This window comes from Sphingomonas sp. Leaf231 (genome assembly GCF_001421995.1).
GTDB lineage: Bacteria > Pseudomonadota > Alphaproteobacteria > Sphingomonadales > Sphingomonadaceae > Sphingomonas.
This window is the reverse complement of sequence record NZ_LMLS01000001.1, coordinates 1,077,431-1,094,954: the sequence shown is the minus strand read 5'-3', so window position 1 is coordinate 1,094,954 and position 17,524 is coordinate 1,077,431. Positions and strand designations below refer to the sequence as shown.

The 17,524-nt window shown below is 70.0% G+C and carries 13 protein-coding genes; 4 read left to right on the top strand and 9 right to left on the bottom strand.

What is annotated here, in order from left to right:
* Positions 1-2,058, bottom strand: a complete 2,058-nt coding sequence (locus tag ASE95_RS05085; protein ID WP_082449553.1) for an alpha/beta hydrolase family protein — start codon at positions 2,056-2,058, stop codon at positions 1-3.
* Between the two features lie 50 nt (positions 2,059-2,108).
* Positions 2,109-3,422, bottom strand: a complete 1,314-nt coding sequence (locus ASE95_RS05080; RefSeq protein WP_056633262.1) for a metal-dependent hydrolase family protein — start codon at positions 3,420-3,422, stop codon at positions 2,109-2,111.
* A gap of 156 nt (positions 3,423-3,578) precedes the next feature.
* Here ASE95_RS05080 and ASE95_RS05075 point away from each other — a divergent pair, with 156 nt between their 5' ends.
* From ASE95_RS05075 to ASE95_RS05065, 3 genes are read left to right on the top strand one after another with little or no spacing between them, the layout of a single operon-like run.
* A complete protein-coding gene (locus ASE95_RS05075) occupies positions 3,579-4,097 on the top strand; it encodes a 2Fe-2S iron-sulfur cluster-binding protein (protein ID WP_082449552.1) in 519 nt (172 codons plus the stop codon).
* Entirely contained in the window at positions 4,094-5,083 is a 990-nt protein-coding gene (locus ASE95_RS05070; protein ID WP_056632256.1) for an FAD binding domain-containing protein, read from the top strand. The genes ASE95_RS05075 and ASE95_RS05070 overlap by 4 nt, the downstream gene beginning before the upstream one ends.
* Positions 5,080-7,422, top strand: coding sequence for a xanthine dehydrogenase family protein molybdopterin-binding subunit (locus ASE95_RS05065; protein ID WP_056632253.1), 2,343 nt, complete (start codon positions 5,080-5,082; stop codon positions 7,420-7,422). Before ASE95_RS05070 ends, ASE95_RS05065 begins: the two co-directional genes overlap by 4 nt.
* On the opposite strand, the gene ASE95_RS05060 is transcribed toward ASE95_RS05065, so the two are convergent.
* From ASE95_RS05060 to ASE95_RS05040, 5 genes are all read right to left on the bottom strand, one after another.
* Positions 7,400-8,419, bottom strand: a complete 1,020-nt coding sequence (locus ASE95_RS05060) for a patatin-like phospholipase family protein (RefSeq protein WP_056632251.1) — start codon at positions 8,417-8,419, stop codon at positions 7,400-7,402. The two genes, ASE95_RS05065 and ASE95_RS05060, sit on opposite strands and share 23 nt — an antisense overlap.
* A gap of 66 nt (positions 8,420-8,485) precedes the next feature.
* Entirely contained in the window at positions 8,486-9,481 is a 996-nt protein-coding gene (locus tag ASE95_RS05055) for a DUF2891 domain-containing protein (protein WP_056632248.1), read from the bottom strand.
* Positions 9,478-10,383, bottom strand: coding sequence for a DUF979 domain-containing protein (locus tag ASE95_RS05050; RefSeq protein ID WP_056633256.1), 906 nt, complete (start codon positions 10,381-10,383; stop codon positions 9,478-9,480). The genes ASE95_RS05055 and ASE95_RS05050 overlap by 4 nt, the downstream gene beginning before the upstream one ends.
* Positions 10,380-11,042, bottom strand: coding sequence for a DUF969 domain-containing protein (locus ASE95_RS05045; RefSeq protein WP_056632246.1), 663 nt, complete (start codon positions 11,040-11,042; stop codon positions 10,380-10,382). The genes ASE95_RS05050 and ASE95_RS05045 overlap by 4 nt, the downstream gene beginning before the upstream one ends.
* Before the next feature lie 200 nt (positions 11,043-11,242).
* Positions 11,243-14,812: a hydantoinase B/oxoprolinase family protein gene (locus ASE95_RS05040; protein ID WP_056632242.1), complete on the bottom strand. Its 3,570-nt coding sequence runs from the start codon at positions 14,810-14,812 to the stop codon at positions 11,243-11,245.
* Positions 14,813-14,915: 103 nt separating this feature from the next.
* On the opposite strand from ASE95_RS05040, the gene ASE95_RS05035 reads away from it, so the two are divergent.
* Positions 14,916-16,166 (top strand): arsenic transporter, encoded by a 1,251-nt coding sequence (locus ASE95_RS05035; RefSeq protein ID WP_056632239.1) that lies wholly within the window; start codon positions 14,916-14,918, stop codon positions 16,164-16,166.
* On the opposite strand, the gene ASE95_RS05030 is transcribed toward ASE95_RS05035, so the two are convergent.
* Together ASE95_RS05030 and ASE95_RS05025 are read right to left on the bottom strand one after the other, a co-directional pair.
* Positions 16,163-16,570 (bottom strand): hypothetical protein, encoded by a 408-nt coding sequence (locus ASE95_RS05030; RefSeq protein ID WP_056632237.1) that lies wholly within the window; start codon positions 16,568-16,570, stop codon positions 16,163-16,165. The genes ASE95_RS05035 and ASE95_RS05030 overlap by 4 nt on opposite strands.
* 269 nt (positions 16,571-16,839) lie before the next feature.
* Complete coding sequence (locus ASE95_RS05025) at positions 16,840-17,451, bottom strand: TetR/AcrR family transcriptional regulator (RefSeq protein ID WP_056632234.1); 612 nt, start codon at positions 17,449-17,451, stop codon at positions 16,840-16,842.
* Positions 17,452-17,524: the final 73 nt, after the last annotated feature.

Below are 17,524 nucleotides of genomic sequence, written 5' to 3'. Positions count from 1 at the left end.
TCACTTCGGTGGCGTGGCGGCCCGGTAACGGTCGAACCACGCCACGATCGCCGATGCCTTGGCCGCCGATTGCGACGGGCGCGCGGTGAAGCCGCCATGGCTGGCGCCGGGCACCTTGACCAAGGCGGTCGGCACCCCCCGGATCTGGAGCGCGGCATAATATTGCTCGGATTCGGAAACCGGCGTGCGGTAATCGTCGCTGCCGACCACCACCAGCGTCGGCGTCTTGACGTTGCCGACGAGGCTGAGCGGCGAGCGGTTCCAGTAATCCATCGGATCCTCCCATGGCAGCTTCGCGAACCAGTAGCGCGACGTGAACAGCGTATTGTCCATCGTCAGTGCTTCGCTGGTCCAGTTGATGACCGGCTTCTGCGTGGCGGCTGCCTTGAAGCGGTCGGTCTTGCCGACGATCCAGGCGGTCAGCACCCCGCCGCCCGATCCGCCGGTGACGAACAGATTGTCGGGATCGGCGGTGCCATCCGCGATCGCTGCGTCCACCGCGGCGATCAGGTCGCCGTAATCGTCGGCGGGATATTTCTTGTCGATCAGATTGGCGAATTCCGCCCCGTACGAGGTCGACCCGCGCGGGTTGGTCCACAGCACCGCATAGCCGGCCGCGGCGTATAGTTGCACATCGGTGGCGAAGCCCGGTCCATAGGCGCTGTTCGGGCCGCCGTGGATTTCGAGGATGAGCGGCAGCCGCGCACCGGGCGCGCGGCCCGGGGGCGTGGCAAGCCACGCGTCGATCGGCCGGCCGTCCGGCGCGGTGACCGCGATCTTTCGGACGGGGGCGAGCGCCTTGGCAGCGGTCATCACCGCGTTCAATTGGGTCAGGCGGCGCGACGTCCCGCCGGTGCGTACCCAGATGTCCGCCGGCGCCCCCGCGTCGCCGCCGGTATAGGCGATCGTGCCGTTGCGCGAGACCGAGAACTCGCCGCCGGTATAGGGACGGTCGAGCCCGCCACCCGCGACATTGTCGACCAGCGGCGTCAGCCGGCCGTCGAGCGCGACGCGCGCGAGCTTGCGGTGCCCGTGGTCGTCGTAGCTGGCATAGAGGCTGCGCCCGTCCGCGGCCCAGACCGCATCCTCGATGGACCGGTCGAGCGCGGCGGTCAGCGATCGCGGCGCGGCACCATCGCGTGCGCCGACGTACAATTGCGTGTTCTCGTAGCTGCGTCGCCGGTCGTCGAAGCCGAGCCAGGCGATGCGCGTGCCGTCGGGGGAGACGCGCGGTTGCGCGTCCGGCCCGTCGCGGGTGGTGAGCGTGCGCAGCGCACCACTGACCACGTCGACCGCGATCACGTCCGAGTTCATCACCTGACGTTCCGCGTCCGGACCGCGAATGGCGGCGAACACGATCTCACGGCCGTCCGGCGCCCATGACAGGGGACCGCCATCGTCGAATGCGCCGAAGGTCAGCTGCCGCGTCGCCCCGCCATCCGCGGCGACGACGAACAGATGATCGCGACCGGGCTTGACGTAGCCGGGGCCGTCGTTGCGATAGTTGACGCGGTCGATGACGGTCAGCGGCTCGGCCCATTTCGCGCCTTCCGGACGGGGCGGCGCCTTGCCGAGCGTGGTCGCCTCTCCGGCGACGGTCGCGACATAGGCGAGGCGGGTGCCGTCCGGCGACCATGTCAGCGCCTGCGGATCGCCGGGGAAACCGGTCACCCGCGCGCTTGCGCCGGTGGCGATCCAGCGAACGAACAGCTGCGACCGATCACCATCGCCCGCGACATAGGCGACACGCGTGCCGTCCGGCGACCAGCGCGGGCTGGAGCCTTGCGCGGCGAACGGCGACTGACGACCGGTGGCGACGTCGATCAGCCACAGCGACGATGCCATGCGGTCGGTCATCACGTCGGCGGTGCGACGGACGTAGACGATCGTCCGCCCGTCCGGGCTGATCTGCGGATCGGCGGCGATCGACAGGCCGAACAGGTCGCTGCCCGTGAAGGCGCGGGTCGGCGCGTCGGCAGGTGCGGCATTCTGTTGCTGTTGCTGTTGCGCGGCGACGGGGGTGGCGGTGAGCAGGGCGATGGCAAGGGTAAGGCGCAACGTCGGTTTCCTTGGCAGAAGCTGTGATTCGATCGAAACGGGCGCTGGCGTCAGCCGTCGTTCGGCGTCGCCTTCGCGATCGTGCCGCGATGCATGACGAAATCGACGTGGCGCAGCCTGGAGACGTCCTGAAGCGGGGAGCCGGTCACGGCGATGATATCCGCAGTCTTGCCGGGGGCAAGCGTGCCGATATCGTCGCGCCCGAGCAGTTCGGCTGCTCCCACCGTCGCCGCGACGATCGCCTGCGTCGGGGTAAGCCCGTTTTCCACCATCAACGCGAACTCGCCGGCGTTGTCGCCATGCTTCGACACACCAGTGTCGGTGCCGAACGCCACCTTTACCCCCGCGGCATAGGCGCGGCGGTGGTTGGCCGCCATCGCGGTTGCGGCGGCTTCGGCCTTGGCGATCGTTGCGGGCGGCAGCGCGCCGCCGCGTGCCTGTGCCAGCGCGGCGACCGGCGCGATTTCGGTCGGGACCAGCCACGCGCCCCGGGCCTTGAACAGCGCGATGGTGTCGTCGTCGAGGAACGTGCCGTGCTCGATCGAATCGACGCCGGCCTCCAGCGCCGCCTTCGTGCCCTCCGCCGCATGACTGTGCGCCGCGACCTTGCGGCCGAGCGCGTGGGCGGCGTCGACGATCGCGCGCATCTCCTCCGGCGTCATCGCGCGACCCAGCCCGCCGCTGACGTTCGACAGCACGCCGCCGGTCGCCGCGAACTTGATGACGCGCGCGCCGAGCGACACCTGCGCACGCACCGCGCGTCGGCAATCGTCCGGGCCGTCGCACAGGTTGATCTCATGCGCGTGGACCGCTTCGGCGAACTCTTCGCCCAGGCCGTTTCCGGCGTCGCCGTGGCCCCCGGTGACGGAGATCATTTCCCCGGCGTTGGTGATCGTCGGGCCTTCGACCGTTCCGGCGTCGATCGCGTCGCGCAACGCACGTATGCCGCGCGGATCGCCGCCGAGATCACGGACCGAGGTGAAGCCGGCGGCCAGCGTGGTGCGGGCATTGGCGACGGCGGTCATCTGATCGTCGAAGCGGTCGCGATTGAGCGCAGCGAGCCGCGCGCGCAGCGGATCGCCGCCGATCCCCCAGAGATGCACGTGCATGTCGACCATGCCGGGCATGACGAAGGCGCCGCGCAGGTCGACGAGCCGTGCGCCCGGCGCCGCCGCGACGAAGCCGTCGCGCAATTCCGCGACCTTGCCGTCGCGCACCACGATCGTCGTTGGGCCGCGCGGTGGCTTGCCGGGACGGTCGAGCAAGGTGCCGGCGTGGATATAGGTGGTCGCCACCGGCGCTGTCTGCGCGGCCGCGGTGGACGCGGCCAACACCGACAGGCCGGTCAGAAACGGCTTCATCATCTGTCATCCCCTTGTCGATCCATGCTTGCCGATGCCGCGTTGCAAGGCAAGCGCGCGTCGCGTGTCGATGGCCGCTGCGACCCTGAAAAGGCTTCCCGCCGGGTAAATCAATGTTATCCTGACGTTCCGGCGGTCCACGCCCACGGAGACGGATGAATGTCGCTGATCATCAACGGGGTGCCGGCGGCACCACCCACCGATCCGCGCGTGTCGTTGCTGGATCACCTGCGCGAGACGTTGCACCTGACCGGCACGAAGAAGGGCTGCAATCAGGGCGCGTGCGGTGCCTGCACGGTGCTGGTCGATGGCGAGCGCATTCTGTCGTGCCTCGCGCTGGCGGTGCAATATGACGGCCGGCAGATCACCACGATCGAGGGGCTGGCGGACGGCGACGCGCTCCACCCGTTGCAGGCGGCGTTCATCGAGCATGACGGTTTCCAGTGCGGTTATTGCACGCCCGGGCAGATATGTTCGGCGATCGGCATGGCGGCGGAGGCGCGGCGCGGCGTGCCGAGTCATGTGACCGTGGATCTTGCCAGCGACCTCTCCGGCGACGTCGTGCTGACGCGTGAGGAGGTGCAGGAGCGGATGAGCGGCAATTTGTGCCGGTGCGGCGCGCACAACGGCATCGTCGATGCGATCCGGCACACGTTCGCGGCGGAGGCGGGGGCATGACGCCGTTCGGCTATACGCGCGCCGGCGACACGGGCGAGGCGTTGCGGCTGGGCGCGACGGCCGGGGCGGCGTATCTGGGCGGGGGGACCAATCTGGTCGACCTGCTGCGGGAGACGGTGGCGGAGGCCGACCTGCTGGTCGACGTCACCGGTCTGTCCGACCGGATCGACGACAGCGAGGACGGCGGCCTGTGGATCGGGGCGGGGGTGCGCAACACGGCGCTGGCCGCCCATCCGACGGTGCGCACACGCTATCCGATGCTGTCCCGTGCGATCCTGGCGGGCGCGTCGGCGCAGATCCGCAACATGGCGACGGTGGGCGGCAACCTGCTCCAGCGGACGCGCTGCACCTATTTCTACGACACCGACGGTTCGCGCTGCAACAAGCGGGCACCGGGATCGGGTTGCGATGCGCGGGGCGGGTTCACGCGCATCCACGCCGTGCTGGGCGCGTCCGAGGCCTGCGTGGCTACGCACCCGTCGGACATGTGCGTGGCGCTGGCTGCGCTGGATGCGGTGGTGCATGTCGAGGGGCGTGGCGGCGCGCGGGTGCTGCCGTTCGGTGACTTGCACCGGCTGCCCGGCGACGCGCCCGAACGGGACACGATGCTGGAGCCGGGCGACCTGATCACCGGCGTGGCGCTGCCGCCGTTGCCGATGGCGGCGCGCTCCACCTATCGCAAGGTGCGTGACCGCGCGAGCTACGCCTTTGCGCTGGTATCGGTGGCGGCGGCGCTGGAGATGAAGGGCGATCGCATCGCCGACGTGCGGATCGCGTTCGGCGGGGTCGCGCACAAGCCGTGGCGCGCGACGCGTGCGGAAGCCGCGCTTCGCAATGGCCCGGCTACAGAAGAGGCGTTCCACGCGGCGGCGGCGCGCGAGTTCGCCGATGCGCGCCCGTTGCGTGACAATGCATTCAAGCCGGCGTTGACCACCCGCACGCTGGCGGCGGTGCTGAGCGAACTGGCACGGGGAGAGGTGGCATGAGCATCGTCGATACCGCCAAACAGGCGGCGCAGGGGCTGATGCAGGGCGCGATGGAAAAACTGGTGCCGCTGGCTCCGGACAGCTGGATACCGGGCGGGGTGCCCGACCCGTTGATCGCGCGCAAGCACGGGCTGATCGGCACGCCGGTATCGCGGCTGGACGGCGCGTTGAAAGTGAAAGGGGCCGCGCCGTTCGCGGCCGAGTTCCGCTTCGATGGCATGGTCTTTGCCGCGCTGCGTTATGCGACGATCGCGCGCGGGAGAATATCGGCGATCGACGGCGGCGCTGCGGAGGCTGCGCCGGGCGTGGTGCTGGTGATGACGCACCTGAACGCGCCGCCGATGAAGACGCCGGCGGTGTTCGGTTCGGGGCCGAACGCGGTCGGCCCCGCCGACCTGCCGATCTTCCAGGACGATCGCATCCACTGGAATGGCCAGCCGATCGCGTGCGTGCTGGCGCAGACGCAGGAGCAGGCCGATCACGCCGCCGCGCTGCTGCGCTTCAGCTATGCCGAGGAACCATCGACGACGACGCTGGCGGGCGCGAAGGCGAACGGGACCGAGCAGGGCATGTTCTTCGGTCAACCGTTGCGTAACGACATCGGGGAGGCGGAGGCCGCGCTGGCCGCGGCGCCGGTGAAGGTCGATCGCACGTATCGCACGCCGCGCCACAACCACAATCCGATCGAACCGCACGCCGCGACGATCGCCTGGGCGGGTGACGAGTTGCTGATCCACGACGCCAGCCAGATGGTCACGCAACAGGCGCAGACGATCGGCGACGTGTTCGGCGTCGCGGAGGGCAAGACGCGGCTGACCTCGCCCTATGTCGGTGGTGGGTTCGGCTGCAAGGGATTGTGGGATCACCAGATCATCGGTGCCGCGGCCGCGAAGCTGGCGGGACGGCCTGTCCGCATCGCACTGTCGCGGGAGGGCGTGTACCGGACGGTCGGCGGGCGATCGCTGACCGAACAGCGGGTCGCGATCGGCGCGCAGCGGGACGGGACGTTCGATGCGCTGATCCACACCGGTCTGTCGGTGATGACGCCGCACAACAACATGCCCGAGCCGTTCATCCTCGGGACCCGCTGCACCTATGCCGCGCGTCACATCGCACTGAAGGTGGAGGTGGCGCGGATGAACATGCTGGCCAACACGTTCATGCGTGCGCCGGGCGAAGCGGTCGGCACCTTCGCGCTGGAGGTGGCGATCGACGAGCTGGCAGCCGAGCTGGCGATCGATCCGATCGAACTACGCATCCGCAACGAGCCCGAACAGGATCCGGTCAACGGACTGCCGTTCTCCTCACGACATATCGTCACCGCGTGGCGGCAGGGGGCGGAGCGGTTCGGCTGGGCGGGGCGCGACGCGACGCCCGGCGTACGTCGCGAGGGCGAGTGGTTGATCGGCACCGGCTGCGCCACGGGCACCTACCCCTATTACCGGATGCCGGGCGGCGAAGCGCGCATCACGCTGGCGCGCGACGGCGCGACGGTGCGCGCGACGGTGGAGGTCGCGGCGGCGGAGATGGGGATGGGCACGTCCACCACCACAGCGATCGTCGCGGCGGAGCGGCTGGGACTTCCGATCGCGCAGATCGAAGTCGGTTACGGCGATTCGGCAATCCCCGGCGCGATCATGGCCGGCGGATCGCAGCAGACCGCCGCAATCGGTGCGGCGGTGATCGCGGCACATAATGCGCTGGTCGCCGAGTTGCTGACCCTCGCAGGCAACGATTCGCCACTCGCCGGGCTGTCGCCCGACGAGGTCGCCAGCGACGACGGCGGACTGGCGAAGCGCGACGATCCGGCACGCCGCGAAAGCTATGGCTCGATCCTGGCGCGCGCGCAGCGCGACAGCGTGACCGTGACCAAGGCGGGATCGATGCCGCTGGAGTTGATGCACTGGTCGATGCATTCGCACAGCGCGTTGTTCTGCGAAGTGCGGGTCAACGCCGTCACTGGCGAACTACGCGTAAGCCGGCTGCTGGGATCGTTCGATTGCGGGCGAATCCTGAACCCCAAGACCGCCACCAGCCAGTTCCGCGGCGGGATCATCATGGGTCTGGGCATGGCATTGATGGAGGAGACGCAGTTCGACGAGCGCAACGGCCGGATCATGAACCCCAGCCTCGCCGAATATCACATCCCCGTGCACATGGACGTGCCGGAGATCGACGTGATCTGGACCGATATTCCCGACCCGCACACCCCGATGGGCGCACACGGGATCGGCGAGATCGGCATCACCGGCGTCGCGGCGGCGGTCGCCAACGCGGTATGGCACGCGACGGGCAAGCGGGTGCGCGACCTGCCGATCACGCTCGACAAGCTGCTGTGACGACGTGCAGGCCGCGGCTTCCGATCGGAAGCGCGGCCTGCCGCCAGCGTGCGACCAGCGCCGCGCCGTCGCGCTGCCCCGCATCCCAACGACGGCGCACCGATAGCGGGGAAAAGTCCAGCGCCTTGCCCGCCACTTCGGGCTGCTGATCGGCATAGGCGAGATGCGCCAGCACGACCGAGCGGTCGCGCAAGGCGGGGTCGGCGGCGTAGCGTTCCTGCCAGCGCATGATGCTGCGGCGGGTCTGTATCGCAAACGTCAGGTCCTGCGCCCGTTCGGTCATCTCGCCCAGCGTGGTGGCGCGCGGCGCGGCGAGCGGCAGCAGGTCGACCGCGATGCACAGCAACGGCGCATCGCCCGGTGTCTCCAGCACCGCGTCGAGCGCCAGGTTCGCGGACACGCCACCGTCGACATAGCGCGTGCCGTCGATCGTGACCGGGGGGAAGGTGGGCGGCAATGCACCGCTGGCGCGGATATGGTCAGGGGTGATCGTGCGATCGGCGCTGTCGAAGATCGCGTCATCGCCGCTGTCGAGGTCGACGGCGGTCGCGGCATAGCGGATCGTGTCGCGATTCAGCCGGTCGAAATCGACCAGCGTCGCGAGCGTTCGCTGCATCGGGCCGGTGTCGAACACGGCGGGCGCACCGGCCAGTGTCGCGCTGCCCGGTCCCGAGAACATCCCCCTGCGCCCGTGGAGCAAGGTGCCGAGCACCTCACCGGTGCGCCGCCACGTATCGGGAACGGTGCCCCACCAGCCGGGCGTGTCGCTGCCCGGAGGGGCGGGGCGCCAGAAGTCGTTCAGGCGTGCGGTGCGGTCCGCCGTCGCGTTGCCGGCGATGATCGCGCCGTTGATGGCACCGATCGACGTGCCGACGACGCGGTCGGGGACGATGCCGGCTTCCTCCAGCGCTTGATGAACGCCGGCCTGATACGCGCCGAGCGCGTTGCCGCCGGCAAGCACCAGCGCGATGCCGCAGTCCGGAAGTGGTCGGTTCATGATGTTCCCCGCACGGTACCGGTCATCAACCCACCGCGAGCGTAAAAGGAGGCATCGCGTTGAAGGCTATGGTGTTTCCAACGCCAGCAGTGCGAACGTCGCCAGCCAATGCTCGCCCATATAATCGTCGCCGAGATGCGGCAGGCTGGCAGCGAGGTGGTCGACCGCTGCCTGCTCCGCGCGCGGCGCGACCGGATGCGCGGGGCCGAGCGCCGCAGCGATCGCGCGCCAGCACCATGCGCGGCTGAGGTTCAGCCCGTCGAGATGCGCGATCTTGCCGTCCGAACGATCCGACACGCGCGCGGGGACGAACAGGGTGACCGGTTCGCCGCTAGCGACGCGGGGCAGGAAGGCGTCGAACCACGCGCGGAAGGTGGGTGCGTCGAGCACGCGGCTCATCACCAATGCCTCGCACAGGGCGGGCGAAAGGAATTCGTCGCCGCCCGGCTCCCACGCCTGGCAATCGCGATCGCTCGCGAACCAGCGCGTGGCGGCGTCGGCGATCAGAATGCGCAGTTCCGGGTCGCGCGCCGCCGCCCAATCCCATGCCAGCGTCAGCGCGAAGCCGGTGTTGAAGTGCGTGCCGACGCGCAACGGATAGGTGAGGCGCGGCAGGAACGCGCGAAACCGCGCCGCCAGCAATGCGGCGAGCGGTTCGAGCGCGTCGCCCCAACCGGCATGGTGGCGGCACGCCTCGTCATGCAGCGCCAGCGCCCATGCCCAGCCGTAGGGACGCTCGAACCCCGCCGCGCCGGGACGTTCGAAATAGGCGACTTCGCCGGCCATCTTGTCCGGCACCAGCATCGCATCGGCGCGCGCGCGGATCGCGGGGGCAATGTCGAGATCAGGGTAGAGGCGCAGCAGGCGCAGCAATTGCCACCAGCCATGGACGCAGCTGTGCCAGTCGAAGCTGCCGTGAAAGACCGGATGGAGCTGCGACGGGCTTTTCGCATCGTCCGGGCCGTTCAGGACATGCATCAGGACGTTGGGATATTCGCGACCGACGTGACCCAGCGTCATCGTGGCGAAGCGATCGGCGGTGGCTCGGTCCAATTGCGTCATGCGACCATCGCGTAGAGGAGGAGGATGTTGAAGGCGAGCAGCGGTATTGCGGTCGGTGCCTGCGCACGGATCACGCCGTAGCGATCCTTCAGGTCGAGCAAGGCGGCTGGCAGCAGGTTGAAGTTGGCGGCCATCGGCGTCAGCAACGTCCCGCAGAACCCCGCGAGCATCCCGATCGCCGCGACCACCGCCGGATCGCCGCCGCCCTGCCGGATCAACAGCGGCACGCCGACCGCGGCGGCCATGACGGGGAAAGCGGCGAAGGCGTTGCCCATGACGATCGTGAACAGCGCCATGCCCAATGCGTAGGCGAGCACCGCTCCCAGCATGCTGCCCGCCGGGATCACCGCGCCGATCAGCCCGCCGACGACCTCTCCGACGCCGGCCAGCGCGAACACCGCGCCGAGGCTGGCGAGCATCTGCGGCATGATCGCGACCCAGCCGATGTCGTCGATCAGCCCGCGCCCGGCGACGAACGGCTCGGCAGCGCGCGCGCCGAGCAGCGCGTGGCACAATAGCAGCGCCGCGACCGTGCCGAGCGTCAGCGCGACCAGCGTCGCCTGTTTCGGGTCGACGATGCCGGGAAATTGCTTGAACGCCAGCGTGCCGAGCAGCGCGGCCGCGGGGATGACGAGCGCGGGGACGAACACGCGGGCGCCGTGGCGGTCCTCAGCAGGTGCGACGGCAGCGGCGCGTTTCATCCGGCCCGAGGCGGCGATCGCGACCAGCGCCAGCACCAGCACGCCGTTGGCGATATCGCCCAGCCGGTCGCCGGCCAGGAACGACACCGCGATCAGCGCGAAGAATGCGGCATTGGCCCAGCGCCGATCACGCGCCGACAGCGCCGCAAAGATCGCAAAGACGAGCCCGGCGGCCCCATAGACGAGGTTGAGGCCGATCATCGCCGCGCCGCGCCGCGCGCGAGCCACCGGTCGAGCAGCAGCAGCCGAACGCCGTGGATCGCGAAGGCGGCGATCGCGGTGGGGATCGCCCACACCGACAGCTGGAATGGTTCGAGCGCGATGCCATATCCCTCCAGCACGCCCTTCATCAGCAGGATCGAGCCGATCGCGATGAAGATGTCCTCCCCGAAGAACAGCCCGATATTGTCGGTCGCGGCGGCCAGCGCCTTGACCCGTTCGGCATGGTCCGCCGCCCCCTGCCGCTCCGCCGCAGCTTCCGCCATCGGCGCGACGAGCGGGCGGACGGTCTGCGCCGGTCCCGCCACTGAGGTGAGGCCGAGCGCGGCGGTGACCTGCCGGAACAGCAGATAGCCGATCAGCAGCCGCCCGGCGGTCGCGCCGCGCAGCCCGGCGACGAGCGCGCGGGCGCGGGATTGCAGCCCACGGCGTTCCAGAAGGCCGATCACCGGCAGCACCATGTAGATGGCGGTGACGTAGCGGGTGTCGTTGAAGGCGTGGCCGAACGTGGCGAGGATCTTCAGCGGGTCCAGCCCGGCGGCAAGGCCGGTGACCAGTGCCGAGGCGGCGATGACCAACAGGGGATTGAAGCGCAGCAGGAAGCCCGCGGCGATGACGACGATGCCGGCAAGGACGAGCATCTAGCGGATGCTCCCGCGGCGCGAATGTTGCGAATGTTGAGACCGAACGAGGGTTCGCGCTTGGGCGCGTTCGCTGGCCATACAGGGTGATCCTGCCCTTGGGGCAGCGGGTTGCGTGATGTTCCTGTCACGGTGTGTCAGGAGAGGTCGGTCGCAGTCGGCCGTGACGGCCGCCGCCCGGCAAGGCGCGCCGTTATCGGTCATTCGGTCGCTCCATAGCCACCGCCGCCCGGCGTCGCGATCACCAGCGTATCGCCCACACGCATTTCGATGCGCGCGGTGGAGGCGAGCGGTTCGACGGTGCCGTCGGCGCGCTCGACCCGGTTTTCGCCGGGCAGGCCGTCGGCACCGCCCGCAAGCCCGAACGGCGCGACGATGCGGCGGTTGCTGAGAATGCCGGCGCGCAAGGGGTGCAGGAAGCGCAGCCGGCGCAGGGTGCCGTCGCCGCCACGGTGCCGCCCCGCGCCGCCGGAGCCGCGACGGATCGCGAATTGTTCGACCAGCACGGGGTAGCGGGTCTCCAGCACCTCGGGATCGGTCAGGCGGCTGTTGGTCATGTGCGTCTGGATCGCGTCCGCGCCGTCGTGGCCGGGGCCGGCCCCCGCGCCGCCGGCGATCGTCTCGTAATATTGATAGCTGTCGTCGCCGAAGGTGAGGTTGTTCATCGTCCCCTGACTGCCCGCCATCGCACCAAGCGCGCCGAGCAGTGCATCGGTGACGACCTGACTGACCTCGACATTCCCCGCCACGACCGCTGCGGGGAAGCGCGGGTTGAGCATCGATCCTTCGGGTACGACGATCGTCACCGGGCGCAGGAAGCCTTCGTTGAGCGGCAACGCCTCGTCCACCAGCAGCCGCAGCACGTAGAGGACGGCGGCGCGCGTCACCGCGAGGGGCGCGTTGAAGTTGGTCGGGCGCTGTTCGCTGGTGCCGGTGAAGTCGATCGTCGCGCCGCCCGTCGCACGGTCGATGCGCACCGCGACCTCCACCGCCGCACCGTCATCCATCGCGTAGCGGAAGTGGCCGTCGGGCAGGGTGACGATCATCCGGCGCGCCATCGCCTCGGCATGCGACTGGACATGCGCCATATAGCCGGCGACCACTTCGGTGCCCTGTCGTGCGGCGAGGTGGCGCAACCCTTCGGCACCGCGGGCGCAGGCGGCGACCTGCGCGGCGAGGTCGGCGATATTCTGGTCGATGTTGCGGGCCGGGTAGGGGCCGCTGGCCAGCAGATCGCGGACCGCGCCTTCGCGCAGGACGCCATCCTCGACCAGCAGCACGTCGTCGAACACGACGCCTTCGTCCGCCAGCGTGCGGCTGTCGGGCGGCATCGAGCCGGGGGTGGTGCCGCCGACGTCGGCGTGATGACCGCGCGCGGCGACGAAGAACACCGGCGCATCGCCGTCCGCGAACACCGGCATGACGACGGTGATGTCGGGCAAATGGGTGCCGCCGCGATAGGGATCGTTGAGGGCATAGACCTGCCCCGCGCGCATCGTGCCCGAGCGGGCGGCGATGACGGTGCGGATGCTTTCGCCCATCGAACCGAGATGGACCGGGATGTGCGGGGCGTTGGCGACCAGCCCGCCGTCGGCGTCGAACAGCGCGCAGGAGAAATCCAGCCGCTCGCGGATGTTGACCGAGGCGGCGCTACGCTGGAGCGCGGCCCCCATCTCTTCCGCGATGCCCATGAAAAGCCCGGCGAAAATCTCCAGGCGGACCGGATCGACCTTCGCATCGGCGGCCGTACCACGCCGCGCCGCGCCGCGTTCGAGCAGCAACGTCCCTTCGGCGAGGACGCGCGCCGACCAGCCGGGTTCGACGACGACGGTGGACACAGGGTCGACGATCAGCGCCGGACCGGCGACGCGCGCGTCGAACGCCAAACCCTCGCGGCGATGAACCGGCACCTGGTGCGCCGCACCGGCCAGATACATGTCGACCGTGGCGAGCGGGGCGGCGGAGACGGCGGGTAGCGCGGGCGCGGGAAGACCGGCGTCGGCGTCACCGCTGCGTGCCTCGATACGAAGTTGTTCGACGACCAGTGCATCGTCGCCGGTGAAGCCGAATCGCTGGCGGTGCGCCGCCGCAAAGGCGGCCCGCATCACAGCGGGCGTGCCCCAGGGCACGGCGATCGTCTGATCGTTGCGGGCGTAGCGCAGGTGCGCCAGTGCGTCGGTGCGGACCGTGTCGCGGGCGACACCCTGCGCCACGAGGGCGGCGGACGCTTCGTCGCGCAGCGTCGCGAGCGCGGTGGCGAGTGCGGGAGCATCGAGCGGGAGCGCGACGGTGGCGTCGCGGACGATGCTGCGTTCCGCCAGCCCGATACCGACCGCCGACAGGACGCCGGCGAGCGGGTGGATCAGCACCTGCTCCATACCCAGCGCATCGGCCACGAGGCAGGCGTGCTGCCCCCCCGCGCCGCCGAAGCAGGCCAGTGCATAGCCGGCGGGGTCCTCACCGCGCGCGACCGAAACGGCGCGGATCGCACGCGCCATGTTGGCGACGGCGATCGCCACCAGCCCCTCGGCCACGGCGCGCGGATCGAGCCGTTCGCCGGTTGCCGCCGCCACCTCGCCAAGCAGCGCGTCGAGCGCGGCGTGCGCGGCGGTGGCGTCGGGCGGCAGGTTGCGATCGGGGCCGAACAGCGCGGGAAAGTGCGCCGGCTGGATCTTGCCGAGGATCAGGTTGCAGTCGGTGACGGTCAGCGGCCCGCCGCGCCGATAGCAGGCGGGGCCGGGGTCCGCCCCCGCAGAGGCCGGACCGACCAGCAGCCGCCCGCCGTCGAAATGGCAGATCGATCCGCCGCCCGCCGCGACCGTATCGATGCGCATCATCGGCACCGCGACGCGCACCCCCGCCAGCACCGCGTCCGAACGACGATCGTATCGGCCGGCGTAGAGCGACACGTCGGTGGAGGTGCCGCCCATGTCGAAGCCGATCACGCGGTCGAACCCCGCCGCCCCGGCGGTGCGCGCCATGCCGACGATCCCGCCCGCCGGGCCGGACAGCAACGCGTCCTTGCCACCGAAGCGATCGCCCGCGACCAACCCGCCGCTGGACTGCATGAACAGCAGCCCGCCCGCCGCCGCATCGCCGAGCGACGTTTCAAGTCCATGCACGTAGCGGCGCAGGACCGGCGACAGATAGGCGTCGGCAAGCGTCGTATCGCCGCGCGCGACCAGCCGGATCAGCGGCGCGGTGCGATGGCTGACCGATATCTGCGTGAAGCCGGCGGCGCGCGCGAGTTCCGCCAGCGCGCTTTCGTGGGCGTGGTGTTTCCAGCCGTGGACCAGCACGATCGCGATGGCGCGCAGACCGGCGTCATAGGCGCGGGCGAACGCCGCCGCCGCCGCCGCCCGGTCGAGCGGAACCAGCAACGTGCCATCCTCCGCCAGGCGTTCGTCGATCTCGACCATCTCGGCGAACAGCGGCGCCGGGCGGCGGATGTCGCGGGCGAAGATATCCGGCCGGTCCTGATAACCGATCGTCAGCGCGTCGCCGAAGCCGCGGGTGATCGCCAGCAGCACCGGCGCGCCCCGTCGTTCGAGCAGCGCGTTGGTGGCGATCGTGGTGCCGATGCGGATCGCGCAGGGAGGTAACGGCCCTTCGGTTACGCCGGTCAGCTGACGGATCGCCGCCTCCGCCGCGTCGTGACGACGGCCCGGATCCTCCGACAGCAGCTTGGCGGTTACCATCGTGCCATCGGGACGGCGCGCCACCACGTCGGTGAAGGTGCCGCCGCGATCGATCCAGAAATGCCATGTCATGCGGCCCTGTCTGTCACCGATCCGTGCCTGCCGCCAGAGCGCTGGCGCTCACCGTGGCGATCGGGCAGGGAGCCGGCATGTTCGTCGCCTCACCCGTCGTTCGATGATCGTCGCGACCGGCGCGACCTGGGCGATCTGCGCCGCGGCGACCGCGGGAGTGATCGCGCGTCCGTTCCGCTGGCCCGAAGCGGTGTGGGCGGTGAGCGGGGCGGCGTCGCTGCTGGCGTTCGGGTTGCTGGCACCTTCCGACGCGCTGCGGGCGATCGGCAAGGGGACCGACGTCTACCTTTTCCTGGTCGGCATGATGTTGCTGAGCGAGACCGCGCGCGAGCAGGGCTTGTTCGACTGGGTGGCGGCGGTTGCGGTGCGCCATGCGCGCGGATCGCCGCGTCGCTTGTTCGCACTGGTCTATGCCACCGGGATCGTCACGACGACGTTCCTGTCGAACGACGCGACCGCGGTGGTGCTGACCCCGGCGGTCTATGCCGCCGCGCGGCGTGCGAAGGCGGAGCCGCTGCCGCTGCTGTTCGCCTGCGCGCTGATCGCCAATGCCGCCAGCTTCGTGCTGCCGATCTCCAATCCGGCGAACCTCGTCCTGTATGGCGGGCGGATGCCGCCGCTGGGCGCGTGGTTCGCGTCGTTCGCGCTGCCCTCCATCGCGGCGATCGCGGTGACGTTCGCGATGCTGCGTCATGTCGAGCGGGCGGGATTGGCGGGTACGTGCGAGACGGTGGCCGGGCGCGCCGGGCTGTCGCGCGGCGGCAAGGCGGCGCTGGCGGGGATCGCGGCGACGGCGGTGCTGTTGCTGGTCGTGTCCGCACTCGACCGGCCATTGGGGTCGGCGACCTTTGCGGCGGGGATGGCGACGACGCTGGGCATCGCGGCGCTGGTCCGGCGATCGCCGCTGGCGACCGCGCGTGCGGTGTCGTGGAGCGTGCTGCCACTGGTCGCAGGGCTGTTCGTGCTGGTCGAGGCGCTGGACCGCACCGGGGTGATCGCATGGGTCGCGCAGGGCTTGCGCGATGCGGCGGCGGACCCGGTGCGGGGCGCGGCGTGGACGGGAACCGTCTTGGCGTTCGCGTCCAACCTGATGAACAACCTGCCCGCCGGGCTGATCGCCGGCACCGCGGTGGCGCAGGCGCATCCGCCGCGCGTGATCGTCGACGCGCTGCTGATCGGGGTCGACCTGGGACCGAACCTGTCGGTGACCGGCAGCCTGGCGACGATCCTGTGGTTGCAGGCGATCCGGCGCGAGGGCGAGGACGTCGGCTTCGTGCGGTTCCTGAAGGTCGGTGCGGCGACGATGATCCCGGCACTGGCCGCCGCGCTGGGCGCGCGGTTGTCGCTGGGTTAGCGGTGTGCGGTGCGCAGCTTCGCGACGCCGATGCTGTCCATCATCAGGTCGTATTGCGCGGGCGAGAAGCCGGCGTCGAGGAAGCGGCTCAATTCCGTGGTGGGCACGGTGTAGCCGTAATGCCAGCCGAGCACGGCCATGCGGCGCAGCGCCTCCAGCCGTTCGTCCGCGAGCATCGGATTGTGCTGCGGCTTGAACACGATCCCGAGCGCGACGGCGAGCCGCCCCGGCCGACGCAGCGACGACAGCCGGTCCTTGCGGGCCAGCGCCACGACCGACCATTCCAGCGCGGTCAGCCGGGTCGGGGTCGGATCGGCGCAGGGCATCGTCGCCACCGGAAGCGGGGCAGGCTGGGGGGCGGTGGTGACGACCGCACGGGGATCGTCGAGCATGAGATAGGCCATGGGGAACTCCCTGGAGCGAACGGGTGAAACGGGCAGGCGCTATCGTGTCCGGCGTCGGGACGACGACGGGTGGAATGGCGCGGGATCGAGACGGATGGCGGTCTTCGCGGTTTTCAGGTCGCGACGGGGCAGGCGTACAGACGAGGATCCATGGCCGGCCTCCGTTATGGCGAGGTGCCGGGGTAGCTCCTCATTCCATACCGTCTGGTATATAAAGGGCCGCGCGGGGCGTCAATTGCTTTCTGTACCGGCCGGTAATTTATTCCGGGTCAGGCGCTGGGCCACATCGACAGGCTGGTGTCGACGATCCGGTCGAGGTCGGCGCGGGTCGCACCGGAGGCGGCCTGGACCGCCATCCCCTGCAACACGGCGTAGAGAAGATGCGCCAGTCCCTGCGGATCGACGTGCGCAGGCAGATCCCCCTCACGCTGCGCGCGGTGGAAGCGATCGACCAGCGCGGCGTTGGAGGAGGCGCGGCGTTGATGCACATGGTCGCGGATCGAATCGGCTTCCCCGCCGCAGGCCGTGGTGCTGATGACGCCGAGGCAGCCCTTGGGATCGCAATTGCTGGTTTGCGCCGCTACCGCGCCGCGCATGAAATGTTCGGCGACCTCGCGCGCGGTGGGTTGCTGCAACGCCTCCCGCGTGAAGGCGAGCTTTTCCGATTCGTAGCGGTCGAGCGCCTGATTGAACAATTGTTCCTTGTTGCCGAAGGCGGCGTACAGGCTCGGCTTGGTAATGCCCATCGCGGCCGTCAGGTCCGCCATCGAGGCACCGTCATAGCCCTTGGCCCAGAACACGCCGAGCGCGGCGGTGAGCGCTGCATCGGTGCAGAACTCGCGCGGGCGACCGCGCGGAGAGACGGTGGTGATCGATTCCATAACGGACGGTATATAATAGCGGGGGTGCGCGGCGTCGAGGGGTGCTTGACCGGTCCGGTGTCCCGGCCGATAC

Excerpts from the sequence above, each read along its gene's own strand:
- ASE95_RS05080 (WP_056633262.1), bottom strand. The coding sequence starts at position 3,422 with ATGATGAAGCCGTTTCTGACCGGCCTGTCGGTGTTGGCCGCGTCCACC.
- ASE95_RS05075 (WP_082449552.1), top strand. The coding sequence starts at position 3,579 with ATGTCGCTGATCATCAACGGGGTGCCGGCGGCACCACCCACCGATCCG.
- ASE95_RS05070 (WP_056632256.1), top strand. The coding sequence starts at position 4,094 with ATGACGCCGTTCGGCTATACGCGCGCCGGCGACACGGGCGAGGCGTTG.
- ASE95_RS05065 (WP_056632253.1), top strand. The coding sequence starts at position 5,080 with ATGAGCATCGTCGATACCGCCAAACAGGCGGCGCAGGGGCTGATGCAG.
- ASE95_RS05060 (WP_056632251.1), bottom strand. The coding sequence starts at position 8,419 with ATGAACCGACCACTTCCGGACTGCGGCATCGCGCTGGTGCTTGCCGGC.
- ASE95_RS05055 (WP_056632248.1), bottom strand. The coding sequence starts at position 9,481 with ATGACGCAATTGGACCGAGCCACCGCCGATCGCTTCGCCACGATGACG.
- ASE95_RS05050 (WP_056633256.1), bottom strand. The coding sequence starts at position 10,383 with ATGATCGGCCTCAACCTCGTCTATGGGGCCGCCGGGCTCGTCTTTGCG.
- ASE95_RS05045 (WP_056632246.1), bottom strand. The coding sequence starts at position 11,042 with ATGCTCGTCCTTGCCGGCATCGTCGTCATCGCCGCGGGCTTCCTGCTG.
- ASE95_RS05040 (WP_056632242.1), bottom strand. The coding sequence starts at position 14,812 with ATGACATGGCATTTCTGGATCGATCGCGGCGGCACCTTCACCGACGTG.
- ASE95_RS05035 (WP_056632239.1), top strand. The coding sequence starts at position 14,916 with ATGATCGTCGCGACCGGCGCGACCTGGGCGATCTGCGCCGCGGCGACC.
- ASE95_RS05030 (WP_056632237.1), bottom strand. The coding sequence starts at position 16,570 with ATGGCCTATCTCATGCTCGACGATCCCCGTGCGGTCGTCACCACCGCC.
- ASE95_RS05025 (WP_056632234.1), bottom strand. The coding sequence starts at position 17,451 with ATGGAATCGATCACCACCGTCTCTCCGCGCGGTCGCCCGCGCGAGTTC.